We start from the raw sequence: 20,387 nt of genomic DNA, 5'->3' as shown, positions 1-20,387 counted from the left end.
ACCTTGTCAACCGATACCTTGCCGACTCAACCATTTATTTTACTCCGTGCTGCTTTGCCTCAATGCTCAGCGTGGCATGAGGCACGGCACGCAACCTTTCTTTCGGAATCAGCTTCCCCGTCTCGCGACAAATGCCGTACGTCTTGTTTTCGATACGTACCAATGCGGCACGCAAGTTCTGGATGAACTTCAGCTGACGGGCTGCCAGGCGGGTTGTCTCTTCTTTCGACAACGTGTTGGCACCTTCCTCCAGCACCTTATAGGTGGGCGAAGTATCGTCCGTATCGTTGCCGTCCGTATTCATGATACTGCTTTTCAATTTTTCATAGTCGCGCTCGGCGAGCTGAAGTTTCTCCATGATAATAGCGCGGAATTCCTCGAGTTCTGCGTCAGAGTATCTTGTCTTTTCAGCCATAATGTTAAGTATTTTAAAGTTAATAATTAGAGTTTCGACACTTTCACATACAACGTGAAATCATCAAAGTTCAGTTCAACACCACCCGGCACCTCATCAGACAGTTCCAATGAGTTTGCCAACACTTGGTTGCAAATATACGTATTATATTCTTTTACCGCATCATCTGTATTCGGATTTTTTGACAATACCAAATGAATCTTGTCGGTTATCTCAAAACCACTGTTTTTACGGATGTTCTGAATACGGTTCACCAGTTCACGTGCTATACCTTCCCGGCGCAAGGATTCAGTGATGGTCACCTCAAGCGCTACGGTCAGCTTGCCTTCGTTTGCAACCAGCCAGCCGGGGATATCTTCGCTGTAGATTTCCACATCAGTGGCTTCGATGAGTGCCTCGCCGTCTGCCAGCTGAAGATTGTATTTGCCGTTCCGTTCCAGTTCGGCAATGGCTTCCTGCGACAATTCTGCCACAGCTGCCGATACGGCTTTCATCTGCTTACCGAACTTCGGTCCCAGCTTCTTGAAGTCACATTTCACCTTCTTCACCAGCACACCGGCTTCTTCTACAAACTGAAGCTCTTTCACATTCACCTCACTTAAAATCAAATCCTTCACTGCCTCGATGTGACGTTTCTGTTCCTCATCCACTACGGGAACCATGATGCATTGAAGCGGTTGGCGCACCTTGATATTCACCTTGCGGCGCAAAGCCAGTACCATCGAAGTCACATCCTGCGCCATCTGCATACGCGCTTCCAGTTCCTTGTCTATCAGGCTTTCATCCGCTACGGGGAAGTTTGCCAAGTGTACCGATACCACATGGTCACGCTCCGTCACCTTTATCAGGTCCATATACAGGCGGTCGGCATAGAACGGTGCAATCGGAGCCATCAGTTTCGCCACCGTTTCCAGACAAGTGTATAAGGTCTGGTAAGCCGACAATTTGTCTTGCGACATCGCGCTTCCCCAGAAACGTTTCCGGTTCAGGCGCACATACCAGTTGCTCAGGTTATCGTTTACGAAATCCGTTATCAAGCGTCCTGCCTTTGTAGGTTCGTAATCATTGAAGCAAGCATCTACATCTTTTATCAACGAATTGAGCAAAGACAGAATCCAGCGGTCGATTTCCGGACGTTCTGATACCGGCACTTCTTTCTCGGCATAGGTAAAGCCGTCTACATTGGCATAAAGAGCAAAGAACGAATAAGTATTATATAAGGTGCCGAAGAACTTGCGGCGCACTTCGTCCACTCCGTCCGTATCAAACTTCAGGTTATCCCACGGAGCCGAGTTCGTAATCATGTACCAGCGCAAGGGGTCGGAACCGAACTTCTCGATGGTGCTGAACGGGTCTACCGCATTGCCCAAACGCTTCGACATCTTGTTTCCGTTCTTATCCAATACCAAGCCGTTCGAAATCACATTCTTATATGCTACGCTATCGAATACCATTGTGGCAATGGCGTGCAACGTAAAGAACCAACCACGAGTCTGGTCTACACCTTCGGCAATGAAATCAGCCGGATAATACGAACCGCTATCTATCAGTTCTTTATTCTCAAACGGATAATGCAATTGCGCGTAGGGCATCGAACCCGAATCGAACCAAACATCAATCAAGTCCGCTTCACGCTTCATCGGTTTACCTGCGGGCGAAACCAGGATGATGTCGTCTACGTAAGGACGGTGCAGGTCTATCTTATTGTAATTCTCTTTCGTATATTTGCCCGGCACGAAGCCCAACTTCTTATACGGATTTTCCGTCATAAAGCCAGCCTCAACCGATTTCTCAATTTCATTATACAATTCTTCCACCGAACCGATGCAGATTTCCGCACCGTCTTCATCGCGCCAGATAGGAAGCGGAGTTCCCCAATAACGCGAACGGCTCAAGTTCCAGTCGTTCAGGTTCTCCAGCCATTTGCCGAAACGTCCTGTTCCGGTCGATTCAGGTTTCCAGTTGATGGTCTTGTTCAGTTCTATCATCCGTTCCTTGCATGCCGTAGAGCGGATAAACCAGCTATCGAGCGGATAATAGAGCACCGGCTTGTCGGTACGCCAGCAGTGCGGATAGTTGTGCACGTGCTTTTCCATCTTGAATGCCTGATTCGCTTGCTTCATCTTCATGCAGATATATACATCGAGTGACTCAGCCGCTTGCGCAGCCTTCTCATCATATTTGCCATCGACGGTGAAGGCAGGGTCGTATGCGTTCTTCACCCATCTGCCTTGATACTCCTTATATATATCGGTATTCACACATTCGGCAACAAACTTTTCGTCCAGTTCATCCAGCAGGTAGAATTTTCCGGTCAGGTCAACCATCGGGCGTGTCTCGCCTTTCTTGTTAATCATGAAGAGCGAAGGGATGCCGGCGGCTTTTGCCACGAAAGCATCGTCTGCACCGAAGGTAGGAGCGATGTGTACGATACCCGTACCGTCTTCTACGGTCACATAATCACCCGGAATGACACGGAAGGCTTTGGCAGAAGCGTCGCGCCAGTTTCCGTCTTCGTCCAATTCTACAGGTTTCACCCACGGGAAGAGTTGTTCGTATTCCATGCCTACCAAGTCCGGCCCTTTATATTCGCCTACCACTTTGAACGGCACTAACTTATCGCCTGGCTTATAGTCTTCCAATGCCATGCCTTCCGCCTTCTTGTTGAAGTGCGTGTAAAGCAAAGCCTTTGCCAACACTACCGTTATCTTTTCAGAAGTATAAGGATTGTAAGTCTGTACGGCTACATAATCTATCTTCGGGCCTACGCAGAGCGCAGTATTCGAAGGCAACGTCCACGGAGTCGTGGTCCAAGCCAAGAAATAAGGAGTTCCCCACTCAGCCATTTCGGGTTTCGGGTTCTTTATCTTGAACTGCCCTACTACGGTCAAGTCTTTCACGTCCCGATAACATCCCGGCTGGTTCAGTTCGTGCGAGCTAAGTCCCGTGCCTGCCGCGGGAGAATAAGGCTGGATGGTATATCCTTTGTAGAGCAAGCCTTTCTTATAAAGTTGTTGCAAAAGCCACCACAAGGTTTCGATGTAGCGGTTGTCATACGTAATATACGGATTATCCAAGTCTACCCAATAGCCCATCTTGTGGGTCAGGTCGGTCCATTCCTTGGTGAACTTCATCACGTCCGTGCGGCAATGCTGATTGTATTCAGCCACCGAAATGGTCTTGCCGATGTCTTCCTTCGTAATGCCCAACGCTTTCTCTACACCCAGTTCCACCGGAAGCCCGTGCGTATCCCAGCCAGCCTTGCGCTTTACCTGAAAACCTTTCATCGTCTTATAACGGCAGAAAGTATCCTTAATCGTACGTGCCATTACGTGGTGGATGCCCGGCATACCGTTTGCCGAAGGAGGCCCTTCATAGAATACAAAAGAAGGATGCCCTTCACGTTCTGTCATACTGCGGGAGAACACGTCGTTCTCGTCCCATTTCTTCAGCACTTCCTTATTGATGTCAGAAAGGTTCAGTTGTGAATATTCGGTAAATTTCTTACTCATATATAGAATGCATTTAGCTTTTTCGTCTTTTCCTATCGGGAATACCCTCCCCGAATTTAGGCTGCAAATTTATAAGAAAAAAGAATAAGCAAAAAACTTTTCAGCTAATATTCACATAAACAAGCGTTAATTTGTTTCGGAAAGCAATGGCGTTTTCAATGCAAATCACTATCTTTGCTACAAATTTAAAACAGATGTTTATGCCCACTCATTCATTCAAAGCAGCCTACAATACGGGAGAATCATGTATTAATTTGGTTTTAGGTGTATATATTTTCACTGAAGAGGGAATCTATATTGCTTATTGCCCTGCACTCGACATTTCCGGTTATGGCGAAAACGAGCAGGAAGCCAAACAATCTTTCGGGGAAGTAGTGCGCCAATACTTAGATTATTGCATCCACGAACACACATTAACGGAAGATTTACAAAAGCACGGATGGAAAGTAGAAAACATAAAACAACACAAATTCAAATCTCCTGATACAGTTGCAATGATGAAAAAGAATCCGGACTTCAAAAATCTGATAGAGAATAAAGAATATTCAAAATATATGGAAAATCTGTCCATCCCTTCTTTTGCATGAATACACAAAAATTAAGCAATATCCCGTTAAACGAGTTCCGCGAATTTCTTAAGAAATCCGGATGCAAGAAAATCTCAACAGAGGGAGGGCATGAAAAGTGGGTGCGAAAAGACTTAACCCGACCGATCATCTTACAAACCCACATCAGCCCTGTTCCTGAATTCATCGTCAAGAACACATTAAGGAATTTAGGTCTTACGAAAAAAGATTTCTTTGAAATTCTTTTTGATTGCAGACAATAAAACCAATATTTGCAACGCCCCTGTGATAAACCTTTATCTTATCCATAAGGAATCATCAAGCAATTACTTATCCTAAAATATCATCCGTTCACGTAACACCTAAGCCCGATTATTGCTATCTTTGCACAGTTTTTTTAAAACAACACAAATCTATGAACGCAATTGTGACGCAGATGGTTATTCTGTTCATCATCGTAATCATCGGCTACTTCCTGAGCAAAAAGAAAATGATGGACGCGGATTTCGACCGCAAGCTATCTGTTCTGGTGATTAACGTAACGTGCCCCAGCCTGATTCTGTCTTCCGTAATGGGCGACACGCTTCCCGACAAAGGCTTTATCCTGCCCTTGCTCATCGTGGGATTCGCTACCTATATCGTTCTTATCGGCGGAGCTTTCCTGCTTCCACGGCTCCTGCCCGTAAAGGCTGCCGACCGGGGTATCTATAGTTTCATGCTGGCTTTCGGCAATGTAGGCTTTATCGGCTACCCTATCGTAGCTTCTATCTTCGGAGCCAATGCAGTGTTTTATGCCTGCATCCTCAATTTCCCCAGCACCTTGCTGATATTCGTGTTCGGCACCCTCTTCGTTTCGGGAGGAGAAGGCAAGGTACGCTTCGATTGGCGCACACTCTATTGTCCGGCGATGATTGCGTCTTACCTTTCCATCCTGATTGTAGTGACCGGCTGGATACCTCCCAAAGTGCTCAGCACGCCTTTCGTCCTCTTGGGAAACATCACCGTGCCCGCCGCCCTGCTCATCGTAGGCTCTTCCATTGCCCAGGTCCCTATCTGGCGCATGTTCAGCAATACGGCTATCTACCTCATGTCTGCCCTCCGCCTGATGCTGGTTCCCCTCCTGATATTATACCTCTCGCGCCTGTGCCGGATAGAGGAAACCATCGCCAACATCAACGTGGTATTGGCAGCAATGCCCGTAGCTTCCTACGGCACTCTGTTCTGCATCCAGTATGGGAAAGGGGAAGTCATCATGGCGGAAGGAACCTTCATCACCACCTTGCTTTCGGTTATAACCATCCCGCTCCTGACAATGTTCTTATGAACATACATGCAAAAAAAGGAGCCGTCCCCGCTTTTCGTGAGACAGCTCCTTCGATACGCAACAAAAGTTAGAACTTAGTGAAATTTCTTATTCGCTAAGGTAGTTCCATAAACGGATTGTTCTTTTTGTTTTTCAATCTATAAATGCAAGATTTCCCCAAATACTGCACGAGAAGTGAAAATATTTTTATCAAGAACCAAAGATAAGGAAAAAGTTATAGCAAGCCTTGCGTATAATACATTTATTATATACCTTTGTGATATCAAAAGAAATATGCAATGAATCAAGAGGAACTAAAAAAAGAAATTGAAAAGAAGAAACGATTGATTGCCGATTATGTGCGGATAGCCCCGGCATTGGGTATCAGTCCAGAAGAACAAGAGCGGCAAGTAAACCTGATGCTGGACGACCTCGTCAAGCTATTGAAGCAAAAGAAATGAAACAACACAGGCATTTCCGACAGAGAACTGCCCTAAAAACAGACAAGATATGAGAACAATAAAAGACATTCTGAAAGAAATGAAGCCCTTAATGGGTACCGACAACCCAGCAGAACGTGAAAAGCTGGACGCATTGACGGCAGAACTCAACAACCGTGAACTAACCGAAGAAGAAAAAAACTTTGCTCAGGCATGGTGGAACAGCGGAATGGATGAAATCGAGCAAGACATCACCATCCTTCGCCAACAAATCAATGAAGATACCTACCAACTCATCCCCATGAGTTACATTGCCAAACATTATTTCGGCAAGTCTGCATCATGGCTTTACCAGCGCATTAACGGAAACAAGGTAGGCGGACGTCAGTACACGCTCAACGAGGAACAGAAAGCAACGTTCAACCGTGCCCTGCAAGACATAGCCAAACGCATCAGCTCGTTTTCCATTGCTTGATTTATTAATCTTTATTTGGCACCGAAGCCCCACAGTACGTTCGAACGCACTATGGGGCTTCACGTTTATTTCCTACCAGTCTGGAAACAGCAATAGAACTATTGCATCAGAAAATATAGCCTACGCCGATCATGAAATTCATATTCTTTGACCTGCCTCTATCATAACCTTCATCATACGGAGTGATAAATCCGTTCTGCCCGGTCAGGTGAATCAAGTAATGATCCGCCAGTTCCACTCCTACCCCATATTGTACGCCTACATCAAAACGGCGAAAAATGCCATTATCAAAAATGAGTTCTTTATCGGTTGGTATATCCGGTTTCGAATCTTCAAGACCGGTGACCCAGCTCACATCATACTGCCCAACAAGCCCGGCGGCAAAATAAAGTCCCGCATTGACTACAAATTTCACACGCTCCGTAACCGGCATCTTAATTGCACCCATCACCGGAAACTCCAGGTAAATAGGGCGAGCCTTAAACTCCCCATGTTTATAACCTTTAGAAGAGAACATCACGCCCGACTTCAAAGACCACCGGTCGGTAAAGGCATAGTCCAGCCCTACTCCTGCATTGAAGCCGACCAATGCATCCGCATTATCATCGTGAGTCAGGCTGCTCAAGTTCATGCCGCCCCGGATATCCCAACGCAGTTGTGAAAAACCCGCTAAAGCAATCATACCGAACAATACGGTCAATACAAACTTTTTCATACACATTTCATTTTAACGATTCGGTTCCTCCCCCAAAGAATCATACCTATTTTTATTCATTCAGAACGTGGAGAGATTGATTCAAAACGAAACACACATTCCGAAACTAATACGCATTCTTGTTTTTATCATCAACCTATAAACGCAAGACGCCCCCGAATACTGCACGAAAAGAGAAAAATATTTATTGAATTCCACATTTCACCCAATGAACTGTAGGGGCGTATCGCATACGCCCAAATGCATCAACTTATTCACGCATATGTTTTTCAAGCGTATGCGATACGCCCCCACATGGGATGTTTACGGATATTCAAAAAATAAGAACTTTGTGCTTCTACAGCTCTGCATTTCTTTAAGTTCATCGTTAAAAACGATACATCAATGAGACCGACGGCACAAATTGCCCGCCTCCAGTGTATGCTTGATATTTAGCTTCGGCTGCTGCTCCCCACCGCTCGGCAAAGTCCCATTGCCCACCTAAGCCCAAATTCAAGCCTGCTTCTCCATCGGAGATGCTAAAACCAGCCACCGAGGCTTTCGTATGCAAGTAAGTAAGCCCGATTAACGGATAAAGCTTATAAGCATTTCCCCGAAAAGCATTCCAATGAAAATCCAGATTAATGTCCCAATATTTTCCTTCCACCTCAAACGGCTTTGTGTCGAGCGTCCGTTTAAAATAATAATTAAATCCGGCCGCCAGCGAAAAGGCAGGCTTAATGTGATACATCGCACGCACTCCTACAAACCCTTTTGAAACATCTGTTCCATATCCCAAAGTTACACCCGCATTCCATTGACGGGCATTTTCTTGCGCAAAAACTGATGTCATTGTTTCTAATATCAATAACAGCATAAAAAACATTCTTTTCATAAACCTTTGTATTTTGAAATTACGAAAAAGGTCTAAGTGATTGAAAATGAGTTGCAGTTACCAACTCATAGTAGTAATAGGTTACGAATTTGTTAGTTATCTGCTGTTTTATTCTTCTGCGCGTTGCGTAACCTTCAAAGAACTCTTCGTATGCAAAAGTAGCACTTTAATGGCATATATTGAAATAAAAATCCAGCTTTTTAAGCTCCACAGACAAGTTTTTCCGTAAAAGCGAATTTATTCGTAGGAACATCATCATCAATAAATTGACGACCATGTTCCTACTATTGCATAAGCATAGAAAAGGGCTTTGCGTCACGCCTGAACCATGTTCAGACTGATGATGCAAGGCCCCTTTCTTTTTTTTGCTGATGCCACAAGCGGTGCTTTTACGGCTGTCACCTGTTGATTTTCTTTTTTTGTCGGTTCCTCTAATCGAAAACGGAAGTCATGGGTAACCACACCTTCCATAAATGAAAAGTGCCATTACCCATGACGGCAAACCGGAAAGAAAATTGCAACCGCATAACTAAACAGGTTTAGCCACACGGTTGCAACATACTTTCTTGGAATGTTTGCCGATTTCACGTTTTCGCCGCATCCTTTTTTTTGACATTTCCTTTCTTTCTTTTCCCGGAACATTTCATATCCAATATGCCTTCACATCCGTTTACCTCCATTTTGATGGTCTTTCAGGCAGTCGCATCAGGTGGATCGTTCCCGTTCTGGGTGCAAAGGTAAATCCGGGATTGGGATGCTCAATGGTTTTTAGAAAAAATCTCCAGCCCTGCGGGTAGTATTTTTTCTTTGAAAACCCTTGCTCTACCCACTCCCTACCTTTTTTGAAGCACCCGAAACGAAAACGACCGAAGCGACAGAAAGACGCATTAAAAAAAATGTCGGATAAACGGGAGGCATATAAGGTTGGAAACTCAACTCCCTCAGCTCTTGAATCCGCATTAAAAATAAAAACAAATGGATATGGAAGCAGCAGTAGCAACAAAATTCGTGAAGTGGGAAGTTCCGACATTGGAAAGCCTACATGAGTGCAAGGTTTACAGACTTCGTATGAAAGTGAATAATGGCGAGGTGCTGAACAGAGAGGAAAAGAATTGGATAACCGAAAAGGTAAACGGCAATACCTATTTCAAAAGTGCGATACCATTGCAAGGATGGCGGTTTGACTTCTCCGACATACTGAGGACATTCCTTGTAAGCCAGTACGGACAATGGAGAGAATACAAGGCTATGGACAAGACGGCACTCCGCAAGATATTGTACGGAAGAATTGACAGAATTGTAGAACTTGACAAACGACACCCAAAATGACAGCAGCAATGAACATAAGACAGACAGCGCAATCCGTTGGACTTGCAGTATTCGCATTTCTGTTGCGCTGTTTCCTTTGGATAGTCAATATCCTTTGGTACATCATCAGAGAAATAGTCTGTGGAGTATTCCGAATGGTTATCAATGTAATGGTATTCATCATATTCCTCATTGCCATTTTCGGCTTTTTCCTATGGCTACTGACACTTTGAATTAACTCCCAAAAGCATAACATTATGAAACGATACAGCAAGACAGCAGCGCAGCAATGCAGATTTTACGAGGTGGACAACATCTTTGAGTATATGGTGGAAACCTACATCAACGGCAACCATTCAACCCTAAGAAGGCTATACCACGAACTCAACAAGGAAGCGAGAAAGGATTTTATCGGTTTTCTTTTGGTGGAATGCCCCCCACAATACCACACGGAGATTTTACAAGAGATTGTCTGACCACATAAAGGAACGGATATGAACAGGACAACGGAAAAGATACCCACATGGAGTTTAGCCTACATCATCAATGGCGATGCAACCGCACTCACAGACGATGAAGTTCAGACAATAGACAGATGGATGAAGCAATGGCAAGTACAAGATGTTTCACCCCTCACAGATGAAGAAGGGAACGCACAGCCTTATTTCACCCATTACCCCCTTTTCGGACTTCCCACAGAAGTGGAAGATTGCGAGATACTTTATTTGAACGACAACCCGACTAAAATTTGAGATTATGAAAGGAACAGACCATTTCAAACGAACCATACAGATGTTTTTGGAGCAGAGAGCAGCGGAAGATGAACTATTCGCCAAAAGCTACCGCAACCCAGCCAAGAACATAGACGATTGTGTCACATACCTGGTTGCTATTGTTTTCTGTTTCATGCGGGTTACCTCATTTTGTTTATAGTTTCTCCTATGAAAATGCAGCCCGCTTACCTTACGGTAGCGGGCTGCGGTGTCTGTATGATGTTACCGGGCACAAATGCTCCCGCCCGGAATGGGAGTTCTTAATACTTTGTTACGGTCTTGCCACATTGACAGACATGACGCTTGCTTGCGAAGCATCATTCTGCCCCTTCACATACGCACGGAAAGACTTCACCTTTACTTGGACTCCATCGGTTATCGGATAGAAGTTGCCGTTCTTCAGGAAGTAGCCCGCGGTGGGTTTATACACACTCATCGTACCTACCATGAAGCTGTCTGTCGCAGGGGTGGTTACCAGTTCCACGCCTGCGGCACTTTCGGCGCTGAAGGTGATGCTGCCTGTACCGGATGTTTGATAGAACAGCGGCTTGCCGGCTTCAAAATCGGTTTCTACGAGGGTAATCTCGTTGCTTCCCAACTCCAAAACCTGATAGTAAGTAACCTGATCGGCAGTTACAGAAGTAGGAACGAACGGCAGACAGATGGTTCCATATTGGGAGTTAACTGGCAGGGCACGGGTATAAGTAACCTTTTTGCTTTTCAACTTGAGGTGGTAATCTTCATACGCGCCAATACCCTCATCGTCAGTCAGCGTTATTTCGCCCAAAACAAGATTTCCTGTTCCTGTCAATTCATTTGCATTTTCGAACGTACCTTCCAATACCAGTTCTCCGTTTACAACCAACTGGTTGGCATCGGCAGTCAAAGTCTTATCTTCCGGAATCGTCAGGGTGCTGCCCGCCGGGATGGTGAAGGTGTTCCCGTTTTCAATGGTGAGGTTCTCTTCCAGGGTATAGTTGCCGCCCACGGCGCTGGTCTGGTCGCTCTGCCCGTAGATCAGCCAGCTGCCGTCGCCGGTGGGGGCCAGCGGATTTTCATTGAAAGACGAATCCCTAAATATCACACTGTTGGTCAGCAGGGTGGAATTCTCCCCGACGGTTACGGACCTCGTGCTGCCAAAGAGGTTCTCGAAGTAGATGCCGCCCGCCGTGTTCGTCGCTGTTCCGCTCCGGGCGGTGAGGGAACTGCTGCCGGATAGGGTCACAGAAGGGGAAGAGGACTCAATATAAAGGCCATAACTTGCATACCCAGCAGACCCGCTGGTGGCGGTCACGGTGGCGTCGCTCACGGTGACAGTCCCATTCGTAGAGATGCCGTAACTACTACCGGCGTTACCGCCGGTGGCGGTCACGATGGCATCGTTCACGGTGACAGTCCCATTCGTAGAGATGCCGGAACTACCGTAACTACTACCGGCGTTACCGCCGGTGGCGGTCAGCGTCCCGCCCTCCACCGTAACCGTGCCATCGAATACATAGAGACCTTCCGAATAATAGTTTTTGCTCGTGCCGCTGATGGCGGTGACGCTGCCACTTTGCTGGGTGAATGATCCAACGACAGAGATGCCATAATTGGAGCCTGAGCTTGTCTCAGCCCCCTGCGCGGTCAGGCTGCCGCCGCCTTGGATGGTCAGATTCCCAGACACACGGATGCTCTGGGATTCGCCGTATGGATCCACAACGCCCTTGACGGTGCTGCTGCCCTCCAGCACGATGGTCAGGTCGCCCTCGGCGTAGATGCCCGCGCCGACATGATCGGTGGTAGCCGTGCCGTTGATGGTGGCGTCCTTCAGGGTCAGGGTGCCGTTGCCGTCGTAGTAGACATTGTAGTTGTCTGCGCTTGCCCCGTCGGGGGTCAGGGTGCCGTCGGCGTTGGTCAGCCAGTAGCCGCCGTTAAGTGCATTGGTGCCGCCCACGGTGAGGGTGGTGGGATTGCCTGCCCATGTCTGTCCGGCACCGAATAAGCCGAGCAACGCTGTCAGCAGACAAAGGAGGCGCAGCCGGCTCTTATCATATAGTTTGTTTCTCGTCTTCATTTTGTTATTCCGTTTATTATTTTATGATCTGAATTTTATTGTATGTCAATCGGCGAGGATATATCCATCGCTCTCAGTTGCCAGTCCGTCCGTCGAAGTCTGGATGCTGAATGAAAGGGCTGTGTCTGCCGTGCCGCTTTCCGTCCAGCCGCCGGTACCCCAGTCGCCAACCGTAACGCTGTAGATGGTGGCACCATTCTTACCTACGGTCACGTTGAAGGTATAGGCTTTGCCCGATTCCAAACCGGTAGTCAGTTGTTGTACATTGGCCTTGACGGTAAGCGAAGTGCCGCCTTCCATGTTCAGCTTGACAAACGTATCATTAGTAGTATACTTGCCCGGCAGCAGGACGGCGGTGAAGCTGTGTTTGGCTTCTGTTGAAGCGTCCTCGCTGAATAGTCCGGTTACTGTCGTTCCACTATTGGCAACGGTCAGTGTCTTTCCAGAAACTGGAGTCTTTGTGGTAGGTACCGTGAATGTAGGAGCCTGGAATACAGGTTTCTGTGTGGCGTACTGGTTGCCGTAACCGCTTATCTTCACGGTAACCTTGGTCAGGTGGTGCTTGAATGTCAGGTTCAGCGCGTCGCTCTTACTTTGTGACGCTGCCGCCGTCATATAGTCCGCACGGCCTATGTAGTTGTCATCGTCAGGATCGCTGCTGTTCTGGTAGGTCGGAAGCTCAAACTGTTCGTAGGAGTCTGTTTTCCCTTCCACGACGGGATAATAGGCTTCAAAGGTGTTTTCGACATCGTCAGACCAGACTATGTAGTCTGTTCCTTCAGGCACCCATGTGCCGCCGTTGTATTTGTAAACCGCCTTGTCCTTGCCTGTTACCGCACCTGTCGAGGTATTGGCTACCGAAATCAGGTCGCCTGTTTCCCATGCGTTGCCTGTTCCTGTCGTGTTCACACGGGTCTGCAGAGCCTCGATGCCTGCACGGATGTGTACAGCCATCGGGTCGTTGGCATAGTCGGAAGAGATGAAATCATCTTCACTTTGGCAGCCTGCCAACACCAGTGCGAGGGCGGCAGCCGGAATATATTTTGCTATTTTCATTCTTGTCATGTTTATGAACGTTGTTTACTTTTATTCTGTTACTAAATCGCCGCCTTGCTGTTCGCTACCCCATGGGTCGGCAGAAATGGTGCCCGTCGTCACTTTGTCGCGGCCTACGGTAAGATTCAGCGTGTATTCTTCACCACTGGCAAACGTAAGGTCTTTGTTGGATGTGAATGTATATATCTTTCCGTTGTTGTCGGTAATTTCCACCTTCAGGCTCTGAGCGAAGGTCTGCGGTACGAGGATGCACTCGTATTGCTTGTTTTCGGTTGTAGCATACAGGGTGATGGTCTGTCCGCTGTTGGTAGTCTTAACGATTGTTCCTTCGAGCAGGTTAACGACAATTTTCGTGGCGCAGTTGGAGAGCTTTACCGATGTGAAGGTCACTCCGTCTTCAAGTTCAGAGCCTTTTGTCAGTGTCACGTTCAGCTTGGACAGCGCATGTTTGAAGTTGATGTCGAGTGCCTTTCCGGCTGTGGCGTCCTGTCGTCCTCCGGTCCAAAGCAGGTCGGAAGCCTTGACGTTGTTCTCATTGCGCTGGTCGGTCTGCACCGTAAAGGTATAAGAATCCTCATTGTACACATGTGTTCTGGGCATATAAGCGTTATAGGTTACTTTTGCATCATTGCTTTTCCACAGGAGTTGTTCTCCGTACTTAAACGTCCAGCCATTGTTATATATCACTTCCAAGTTCGTGCAGTTGTAGCGGCTGTCGTCGTTCGTGCCTTCCGTTGTCAGGTAAAGTCCGAAACTGCTTCCGGTCAGGTTATCGTTGTCATAACCGGCACGGGTGGCCATCGGGCCTACGTTCACATTCAGTCCGATAGGCGTGTCGGCATAATCGGGCGTGTTGAGCACGTCGCTGTCGTTGGAGCAGGCTGCCAAAAGGGTGGCCAGCGCTGCTGTTGCCAAAATGTTTGCTTTTTTCATTTGAACTATTTTCTGTTAAGTTGTTAATTATTTATCTTTCAAAGATTCCTTTTTCGGATGGAACCGGAATCCCGCTCCGGCGGTTTATTATTACTCCAATGTCGGCAGCGCTCCGTTGAGTTCGTAGTGCCAACCTGAGCCTGCGCTCTGCAAGGCGGTGTTCATGGCGGCAACTGCCGTCTGCCAGGTAACGTCAGTGCCGTTCACCTTGGTGGTTTCGATGGTGGTGCTGCCCTGATTGTCGCCGATGCCTTGTCCCTGATTGTTTTCCCAGTAGCAAGCCGTGATGGTATAGTTGTTGCCATCGAAGGTGCCGGTGTATGGTCGGCTTTCAGTTCCTATCGGCGTCCATTCGATGCCCGTCAGGTCGATGTCGTTGTCGAGGGTGATGTTGAGGTCGGTATCACCGCTGTTCACCACATCTGCCGCTACCTTCAGTCCTTCACCGCTGTAAATGGTGATGGTTTTGGTATTGGAATCGTATGAGTAGGCTTCGGTCGCTTCACCGCCATCAATGGCAGTACCGTTTTCCCAGTCGGACACGCTGATGCCCGCATCGTCCAGTTTGATGTTGTCGCGTCCCAGCACAAGGTTCACCGTAGTATATCTGCCCGGTTGCAGGTCTATGCCTGAAGGGTGGGTATAGGTATATACCTTGCCGTTCTCCAGCGTGACGTTGATGGTGCGGAACCCGCTCTGCCCGGGAATCATGATGCCGGCAAAGCTGGCGGATGTGCCCGTGAAGGGAATCACCACAAGGTTTTGACCGGTGGCCGGGGTTACCTCGACAGGATTCTCTAAATAATTCACGGTGGCTTCGGTGCATGCGGTTGCCGTTACCGAAACCACTTCGGGAGCGATTGTCCACTCGTTGCGGAACGAAAGGTTTACCACGAGCTTGGCCATTACATGCTCAAATTCCAGTTTCACGGCAGAACCGGTGGGCTTGGCCGTGGTCCTCGCCACCAGCAGGTCGCTCGCGGTCTGGTTATTGAAGTCCAGCGTATAGGGGTCGGCCTTGTAATCGGTAGTTCTGTTGCGCTCGGGATAGATGCCGAGGAAATAGTGGTCGGACGTATTGTCGGCCCAAAGCATCTGCGGCTCGGCGGTCCATGTGCCGTCGCCGCCTAATGTATTGATGGAGTTGTCCACCACAAGCCGCTGCATGTCGTTGTCGGCTCCTAACCAGGCATAGACACTGATGCGGTCATTCGTCTCGAAGGTGGTCGAGTTGCCGCTATGGGCCACACGGGTCATGGCTCCCACGGATGCCGTTACCCTTATCTGTCCAAGGTCTTGCGGTGGCAGTACATCGCTGTCGGTGCTGCACGCAGCCAACAGGATAGCGGTTGTTGCCAATAATAGATTCTTTATATTCATACGTTTGCTTTTTTAATCAGTTATAAATATATAGTCAGCACAGCGGTTTACACATCCGGAAAAAATATGTTACCGCCATAGTCGCCTTCGAGCGGAGCCCAGTCGGTGATGGTGATGTCACCCACCGTCAGTTCCGGGTCGGGGTCGGGTTCCGGCCAGTATGGCGGAGGAGTAGGTTCAGGGTCAGGAATCTCTATGGTTCCTTCCATTTGCAGGGTGCTTCCTGCACTCAGGTCGGCCAGTTTGTCCGTCACGTCCAGACTGAACGTCACAGTCCTTCCGTCTGTCAGTTCCAGGCGGAAGGACAGGGTATTCCCGGCTTTCGGAAAGGCTCCCAGCGAACACAGGAACAGTTCCAGCCCCTGAATCTTCTCTGCCCGTGAGCGGGTGAGCTGTTTCACCTGGAAGACGGCGGTCACCGCTTCGCCCGTCGGTGTGCCTTCTGGCAGGAGGACAGCCCCCGTCATACCCGTCAGGGTGATGTCGCCTTGTTCCTTGATTTCCACCGCTTCATCCAGCGTCAGGCTGATGCGCAAGGTGCGGGTCCGTTCGTGCATGCGCAGTGTCACGTCCGTAGTGTCGCCTGCCGTCACACAGTAGAGGGTGTCTGCCGTCCACAGCCGTTCCGGCATTGACAGCAGCTGTCCCGCCTCATCCAGTTCCAGGGTGGCGAGTCCGTCGGACGTCACGGTGACGGCTTCGGGGATGTTCCATGCCGTTATGTGGTATTCACCCGCGGTCAGAGTGTCCGGGTAGAGACAGGGAGTTCCGGCAGGAACGGTGAGCGCCTTTCCGGCCAGGTTCAGTACAAAGTCCGCAGGCAGGTCTGCGGTGCCTGCCGTCTGTTCCCAGAGAGGAGTGAAGACCAGACAGCCGGCCGTGGGTGCGGGTTGCGGCTCAGGTTCTGGCTCCGGTTCTGGCTCCGGTTCCGGCTCAGGCTCGGGCTCCGGTTCCGGTTCCGGCTCGGGTACAGTCTCCTCGGGAGTGACCGGGTCATCGTTCCCGCAGGCAGTCCATAGCGGCAACAGTATGAGCAGGAATGCATAGAGGTAATGTCTGATTGTCTTTAAGTAGTTCCTTTTTTTCATTGTATAGTAATTATGTTATTTAGGGAATTTTTAATGGGGTAAACGTGACATACGGATACGAAAAAGGGCGGAAAGCTCCCGTAAAAAGGAGTTTCCACCCTTGCATGTATTGATGATAATAAGTATATTAACGCGCGAAGATACGCCGGTCGCAATGTGTGTGTGTGTGTGTGTGTGTGTTTACACAAATCTCACACATTTCCAAATTTGCAACACACTTTTTTGAATATAGGTATATGCACGATGCAGCGGACAACGGAATGTTGCCTGAACAGATTGCCATATTTCCTGAAATGTGCTGTAAATCAAAATACATTGTCATTCAATTATTAAATTCCGTTTGCAAAGTTAGCGGATTTTAACGGAAAGTGAGAGGACAATCTTAGAAAATTTGAAGGACAATTCAAGGAAAAATGCTCATAATGAGGGACAATTCAGGGAATTTCCTTAAATTGTCCTTCTGTGTTCTTGTCCTGCATCCCGGATTTCAGGTTTCGGCTGTAAGTCCTTACATTGGAAAAACCGCAATGTGTAGCAATTTCTTCACGGCTTGCCGAAGGGTGTTCTTCCCGGTATCGGACAGCGGCCTCAATCCTGAGCCGGTTCAGTTCCTTATAAAAGGAACCGAAACGTTCTTTCATGACAATGGATACATATTTCCGGTTGCTCTTTACCGCATCTGCCAGTTCGCCGATTTTCAGGTTCGGATTCAGGTAAAGCCTGTCCTCGGTCAATGCCACACGTATTTTGGCTTCCAGTTCATTCATGGCATCAACAGACAGCAGGCTGCTGCCGCTTTCCCGGTCGGACAGTACCGTTTCTATTTTTTCCGCTATGAGTTCTTCCGCTTCTTCCATCACCTCCCGATATTCTTTTCGTTGCGGATGCAATATCCGTATCAAAAGAACGACGTGCATGACTGAAATGGCCAGTTGGAACCACATGTTGTAATCATGGTCGCCGGTGATAAACAGCCACCATGCAGCTCCCTGATACAGCACCGGCATGAATACGACAAAACCGGCAAAACGTACCGGAAAATCTTCACTGTTGGAATATTCTTCCTGCATGTGTAGGCGAATCTGGCGCAACAGCCAGCTTGTGGTATGCAACAGCATGGCTGTAAGCAGCAGGGAATATCCTCCGATAAGGAGAAGAAGCATATCACGATGGCGGTAGAGGGTATCTCCGCCAATCCAGCCGTATATCCAACAGACCAGTATAATGACAAGAGGAATGATACCGGACAATACAAATATCAGTCTGCGGTGTCTTGTCTTGCTGAAGAAAAACCGGCGGAACGACAACACGCCCGCACCGGGCAACAGCAGCATAAGAAAAACACGCATAAAGAAGTATGCGTCCGGGCTGTCCATGCGGAAAAGCCATACCACAGGCAAGGCAAAACAGGCATAGATAATTGTGACGAGCTTGCGGGCCGGATAAAAATAGGTTTCTTCCTCGTCAAACGGACGGCACATGTGGAAATAACGCACCAACGCACAAAACAGTGACGTAACGACCAGTATCAGGCAGGATGCCGCATAATATATTTCAGGACCTTGTATTATCATTTCGGATTTCTAAAAATTTTGCGAATTTACAAAAATCCGTTCGTATTAGGCCTCTAATCAGAGCTTTTTATCATCTAACCCCCTTATTTTTCATATGTATGTCAAAGAACAATGGATTATTTCTTTATTTTTATGGCTTTTACTAAATGAAGCTCCTTTATACCGAGTTTACGAAGTTCGGGTGAATGCACATAAATGACACCGACCTCATAAGTGTCGGGCTTCACATGAAAACTGTAAAGCAGATAACCGGTATATGGTTTGGCAAGCAGGCACGCATGGTAATGATACTTTCCGTCACTCACCGGAAAAATATACTCTTTCCCGCACAGACGCCTGAAAATGCCGTAGGCTTCGTCCTCGCTGAACACACGAACCATCCTGATGTCCGTGCGGTTGCGTGTATAGGGCTGACCGATGGCCTTGCCGTCCGGGAAAAGGACGGCAAGGATGCTGTCGGAATCTCCTTTCTCCGACGCAAATGACCTGATGTCGCCTGCTGACAAAGCACTCTTCATCGTTCTAAAATTTTTTTGGTTTCAAATTTAGTTCGTGAAGAATCCTTCGTCGCTACGCAAATCATTGAGGAATACTGCAATTCTCGTTCACGCCTCATTTTCTTGCGTGAGTTGTTAGTAACTCACTGGAAGTTAGTATTTTCTATATTCTTCCAACCTCATCATAACCTGTTTTGAGCATGGTCACGAATTGGTAACGCTGCGATGTCCTAACTTGGCTTTTTCATTGCTTTTTCTGTCTTTCATTTTTTCAAGCCATCTTCCTAAAACGCCTATCTGCCAATAACTTTGCTACATTTTTCTGTTTATCACTTTTTATTCGTACTTTTGTACAATCAATACATATCTTTTAGGCTGGTACGATTGCAAGACAACCTTGTCTTGAGTGTATTCCACCACTAACCATTGTCCGACCCACCCCCCTTTAAAGGTTACTATATTGTCATGAATTTCATAATCAAATTCTGATGTCCAAGCGAGATTTCCTGAATCATCTCTTTCGACTATTTCACCTCGAGATTCAGAAAGGAACTGAAAAATATAAGTATCCTGCAAAGCTATACTTCCATCTTCATTATATACTGTTTCTGTGGCATTCCATACCGCTTGATATAAGACATCTGCCAACGAAGCAAGCTTCACATCGTCATGATCATCACAACCGGACAGGAAAGCGGAAAGAAAAACGAACAAGCAAATACAAGTCTTAGACATAAAAGTTTTCATAATTTAAAATGTTTAGAATTTAACAATCAAATAAACGTTCATTTATCCCATAACGGATTGAAAAATATTGTTGAATAGCAATGTTTTCACATAAATAGCCACATACACAATGCAACACAAAAGGAGACAAAGAGCCAATACAAGATTTCCGCGTTTACTTTTAACAACTTGTTTCCAAAACTTGTTATAATACACAATGAATCCACCGGCAAGAAATGTAATGAAATCTACAATTGTAGGAACAATCCTTTCAGAAAAGATAGAACCACGTTCTAACATATCTTTAATTGAAAGGATATACAACAGTATGAACAGAATCAACTTAAAGTTCATACTATTTTTACGAATATTAACCATAGGCGTACTCATTTAAGCTATCCAACTTTCATTTATCCACTTCGGATAGTATTGCAAAATTACGCTTATCTTTTGTAGTTTTGATCAAATCACATAGATTCAGCGTACTCAAGCCACACTTGATTTTCAACAACTTATAGACTTTGACGTATACACGAGCAATTATTCAACATTTCATCTTCCATCGAAAAAGGAATAATTTCTAAATTTGCAAGCAACTATAAAGACAGAGTTATGAAGAAACAAGCTACATTTTTTGTCTTGATTATTGCAACCATTTTAGGTGGATGCAATAACCATCCGACAAGCCCTACTATA

General features: G+C 47.0%; 19 protein-coding genes and 1 pseudogene. 8 read left to right on the top strand and 12 right to left on the bottom strand.

The genetic code is table 11. The features are described from left to right. Nucleotides 1–34: 34 nt before the first annotated feature. Both BACSA_RS18090 and ileS read right to left on the bottom strand, forming a co-directional pair. Nucleotides 35–415, bottom strand: a complete 381-nt coding sequence (locus BACSA_RS18090) for a TraR/DksA family transcriptional regulator (protein ID WP_013619469.1) — start codon at nt 413–415, stop codon at nt 35–37. A 26-nt stretch (nt 416–441) separates the two neighbouring features. Then, nucleotides 442–3,927, bottom strand: coding sequence for an isoleucine--tRNA ligase (gene ileS, locus BACSA_RS18085; protein WP_013619468.1), 3,486 nt, complete (start codon nt 3,925–3,927; stop codon nt 442–444). A 131-nt stretch (nt 3,928–4,058) separates the two neighbouring features. On the opposite strand from ileS, the gene BACSA_RS18080 reads away from it, so the two are divergent. From BACSA_RS18080 to BACSA_RS18065, 4 genes are all read left to right on the top strand, one after another. Further along, nucleotides 4,059–4,514: a hypothetical protein gene (locus tag BACSA_RS18080; protein WP_013619467.1), complete on the top strand. Its 456-nt coding sequence runs from the start codon at nt 4,059–4,061 to the stop codon at nt 4,512–4,514. A gap of 394 nt (nt 4,515–4,908) precedes the next feature. Next, nucleotides 4,909–5,817: an AEC family transporter gene (locus BACSA_RS18070; protein WP_013619465.1), complete on the top strand. Its 909-nt coding sequence runs from the start codon at nt 4,909–4,911 to the stop codon at nt 5,815–5,817. 278 nt (nt 5,818–6,095) lie between these two features. Next, the gene (locus BACSA_RS20355) at nt 6,096–6,257 is read left to right on the top strand and encodes a hypothetical protein (protein WP_013619464.1); all 162 of its coding nucleotides are present in this window, start codon (nt 6,096–6,098) and stop codon (nt 6,255–6,257) included. 49 nt (nt 6,258–6,306) lie between these two features. Beyond that, entirely contained in the window at nt 6,307–6,711 is a 405-nt protein-coding gene (locus tag BACSA_RS18065; protein WP_013619463.1) for a DUF5053 domain-containing protein, read from the top strand. Between the two features lie 106 nt (nt 6,712–6,817). On the opposite strand, the gene BACSA_RS18060 is transcribed toward BACSA_RS18065, so the two are convergent. Together BACSA_RS18060 and BACSA_RS18055 are read right to left on the bottom strand one after the other, a co-directional pair. Beyond that, complete coding sequence (locus tag BACSA_RS18060; protein ID WP_013619462.1) at nt 6,818–7,426, bottom strand: porin family protein; 609 nt, start codon at nt 7,424–7,426, stop codon at nt 6,818–6,820. A gap of 367 nt (nt 7,427–7,793) precedes the next feature. Beyond that, nucleotides 7,794–8,300 (bottom strand): porin family protein, encoded by a 507-nt coding sequence (locus tag BACSA_RS18055; RefSeq protein ID WP_013619461.1) that lies wholly within the window; start codon nt 8,298–8,300, stop codon nt 7,794–7,796. 981 nt (nt 8,301–9,281) lie between these two features. Here BACSA_RS18055 and BACSA_RS18050 point away from each other — a divergent pair. From BACSA_RS18050 to BACSA_RS18030, 4 genes and pseudogenes are all read left to right on the top strand, one after another. Continuing rightward, on the top strand, nt 9,282–9,629 hold the full coding sequence (locus tag BACSA_RS18050; protein ID WP_013619458.1) for a hypothetical protein: 348 nt from the start codon (nt 9,282–9,284) through the stop codon (nt 9,627–9,629). Nucleotides 9,630–9,865: 236 nt separating this feature from the next. After that, on the top strand, nt 9,866–10,084 hold the full coding sequence (locus tag BACSA_RS18040) for a hypothetical protein (RefSeq protein ID WP_013619456.1): 219 nt from the start codon (nt 9,866–9,868) through the stop codon (nt 10,082–10,084). Between the two features lie 18 nt (nt 10,085–10,102). Then, complete coding sequence (locus BACSA_RS18035; RefSeq protein ID WP_005650248.1) at nt 10,103–10,360, top strand: DUF6926 domain-containing protein; 258 nt, start codon at nt 10,103–10,105, stop codon at nt 10,358–10,360. Nucleotides 10,361–10,364: 4 nt separating this feature from the next. Continuing rightward, a pseudogene (locus BACSA_RS18030) lies at nt 10,365–10,505 on the top strand (Cas9 inhibitor AcrIIA9 family protein); the annotation flags it as partial. A gap of 147 nt (nt 10,506–10,652) precedes the next feature. On the opposite strand, the gene BACSA_RS18025 reads toward BACSA_RS18030, so the two are convergent. The 8 genes from BACSA_RS18025 to BACSA_RS17990 all read right to left on the bottom strand — a co-directional run bounded on the left by BACSA_RS18025 (nt 10,653) and on the right by BACSA_RS17990 (nt 19,712). Next, entirely contained in the window at nt 10,653–12,437 is a 1,785-nt protein-coding gene (locus BACSA_RS18025; RefSeq protein WP_013619454.1) for an autotransporter outer membrane beta-barrel domain-containing protein, read from the bottom strand. 45 nt (nt 12,438–12,482) lie between these two features. Further along, a complete protein-coding gene (locus BACSA_RS18020) occupies nt 12,483–13,493 on the bottom strand; it encodes a fimbrillin family protein (RefSeq protein ID WP_013619453.1) in 1,011 nt (336 codons plus the stop codon). A 30-nt stretch (nt 13,494–13,523) separates the two neighbouring features. After that, nucleotides 13,524–14,426: a fimbrillin family protein gene (locus tag BACSA_RS18015; protein WP_013619452.1), complete on the bottom strand. Its 903-nt coding sequence runs from the start codon at nt 14,424–14,426 to the stop codon at nt 13,524–13,526. A 90-nt stretch (nt 14,427–14,516) separates the two neighbouring features. Further along, entirely contained in the window at nt 14,517–15,806 is a 1,290-nt protein-coding gene (locus BACSA_RS18010) for a fimbrillin family protein (RefSeq protein ID WP_013619451.1), read from the bottom strand. A gap of 47 nt (nt 15,807–15,853) precedes the next feature. Further along, a complete protein-coding gene (locus BACSA_RS18005) occupies nt 15,854–16,894 on the bottom strand; it encodes a FimB/Mfa2 family fimbrial subunit (RefSeq protein ID WP_013619450.1) in 1,041 nt (346 codons plus the stop codon). Nucleotides 16,895–17,328: 434 nt separating this feature from the next. Next, the gene (locus BACSA_RS18000; protein WP_013619448.1) at nt 17,329–18,468 is read right to left on the bottom strand and encodes a helix-turn-helix domain-containing protein; all 1,140 of its coding nucleotides are present in this window, start codon (nt 18,466–18,468) and stop codon (nt 17,329–17,331) included. 116 nt (nt 18,469–18,584) lie between these two features. Next, on the bottom strand, nt 18,585–18,986 hold the full coding sequence (locus BACSA_RS17995) for a hypothetical protein (RefSeq protein ID WP_013619447.1): 402 nt from the start codon (nt 18,984–18,986) through the stop codon (nt 18,585–18,587). 315 nt (nt 18,987–19,301) lie between these two features. After that, entirely contained in the window at nt 19,302–19,712 is a 411-nt protein-coding gene (locus BACSA_RS17990) for a hypothetical protein (protein WP_013619446.1), read from the bottom strand. Nucleotides 19,713–20,387: the final 675 nt, after the last annotated feature.

Origin of the sequence: Phocaeicola salanitronis DSM 18170, from assembly GCF_000190575.1 — a bacterium.
GTDB lineage: Bacteria > Bacteroidota > Bacteroidia > Bacteroidales > Bacteroidaceae > Phocaeicola > Phocaeicola salanitronis.
Note: the sequence above shows the minus strand (reverse complement) of the source record. Positions and strands in the feature narration are given on the sequence as shown.

Bases quoted from the DNA above. Each gene is read 5' to 3' on its own strand.
- BACSA_RS18090 (WP_013619469.1), bottom strand. From the start codon at position 415: ATGGCTGAAAAGACAAGATACTCTGACGCAGAACTCGAGGAATTCCGC.
- ileS (WP_013619468.1), bottom strand. From the start codon at position 3,927: ATGAGTAAGAAATTTACCGAATATTCACAACTGAACCTTTCTGACATC.
- BACSA_RS18070 (WP_013619465.1), top strand. From the start codon at position 4,909: ATGAACGCAATTGTGACGCAGATGGTTATTCTGTTCATCATCGTAATC.
- BACSA_RS20355 (WP_013619464.1), top strand. From the start codon at position 6,096: ATGAATCAAGAGGAACTAAAAAAAGAAATTGAAAAGAAGAAACGATTG.
- BACSA_RS18065 (WP_013619463.1), top strand. From the start codon at position 6,307: ATGAGAACAATAAAAGACATTCTGAAAGAAATGAAGCCCTTAATGGGT.
- BACSA_RS18060 (WP_013619462.1), bottom strand. From the start codon at position 7,426: ATGAAAAAGTTTGTATTGACCGTATTGTTCGGTATGATTGCTTTAGCG.
- BACSA_RS18055 (WP_013619461.1), bottom strand. From the start codon at position 8,300: ATGAAAAGAATGTTTTTTATGCTGTTATTGATATTAGAAACAATGACA.
- BACSA_RS18050 (WP_013619458.1), top strand. From the start codon at position 9,282: ATGGAAGCAGCAGTAGCAACAAAATTCGTGAAGTGGGAAGTTCCGACA.
- BACSA_RS18040 (WP_013619456.1), top strand. From the start codon at position 9,866: ATGAAACGATACAGCAAGACAGCAGCGCAGCAATGCAGATTTTACGAG.
- BACSA_RS18035 (WP_005650248.1), top strand. From the start codon at position 10,103: ATGAACAGGACAACGGAAAAGATACCCACATGGAGTTTAGCCTACATC.
- BACSA_RS18025 (WP_013619454.1), bottom strand. From the start codon at position 12,437: ATGAAGACGAGAAACAAACTATATGATAAGAGCCGGCTGCGCCTCCTT.
- BACSA_RS18020 (WP_013619453.1), bottom strand. From the start codon at position 13,493: ATGAAAATAGCAAAATATATTCCGGCTGCCGCCCTCGCACTGGTGTTG.
- BACSA_RS18015 (WP_013619452.1), bottom strand. From the start codon at position 14,426: ATGAAAAAAGCAAACATTTTGGCAACAGCAGCGCTGGCCACCCTTTTG.
- BACSA_RS18010 (WP_013619451.1), bottom strand. From the start codon at position 15,806: ATGAATATAAAGAATCTATTATTGGCAACAACCGCTATCCTGTTGGCT.
- BACSA_RS18005 (WP_013619450.1), bottom strand. From the start codon at position 16,894: ATGAAAAAAAGGAACTACTTAAAGACAATCAGACATTACCTCTATGCA.
- BACSA_RS18000 (WP_013619448.1), bottom strand. From the start codon at position 18,468: ATGATAATACAAGGTCCTGAAATATATTATGCGGCATCCTGCCTGATA.
- BACSA_RS17995 (WP_013619447.1), bottom strand. From the start codon at position 18,986: ATGAAGAGTGCTTTGTCAGCAGGCGACATCAGGTCATTTGCGTCGGAG.
- BACSA_RS17990 (WP_013619446.1), bottom strand. From the start codon at position 19,712: ATGAAAACTTTTATGTCTAAGACTTGTATTTGCTTGTTCGTTTTTCTT.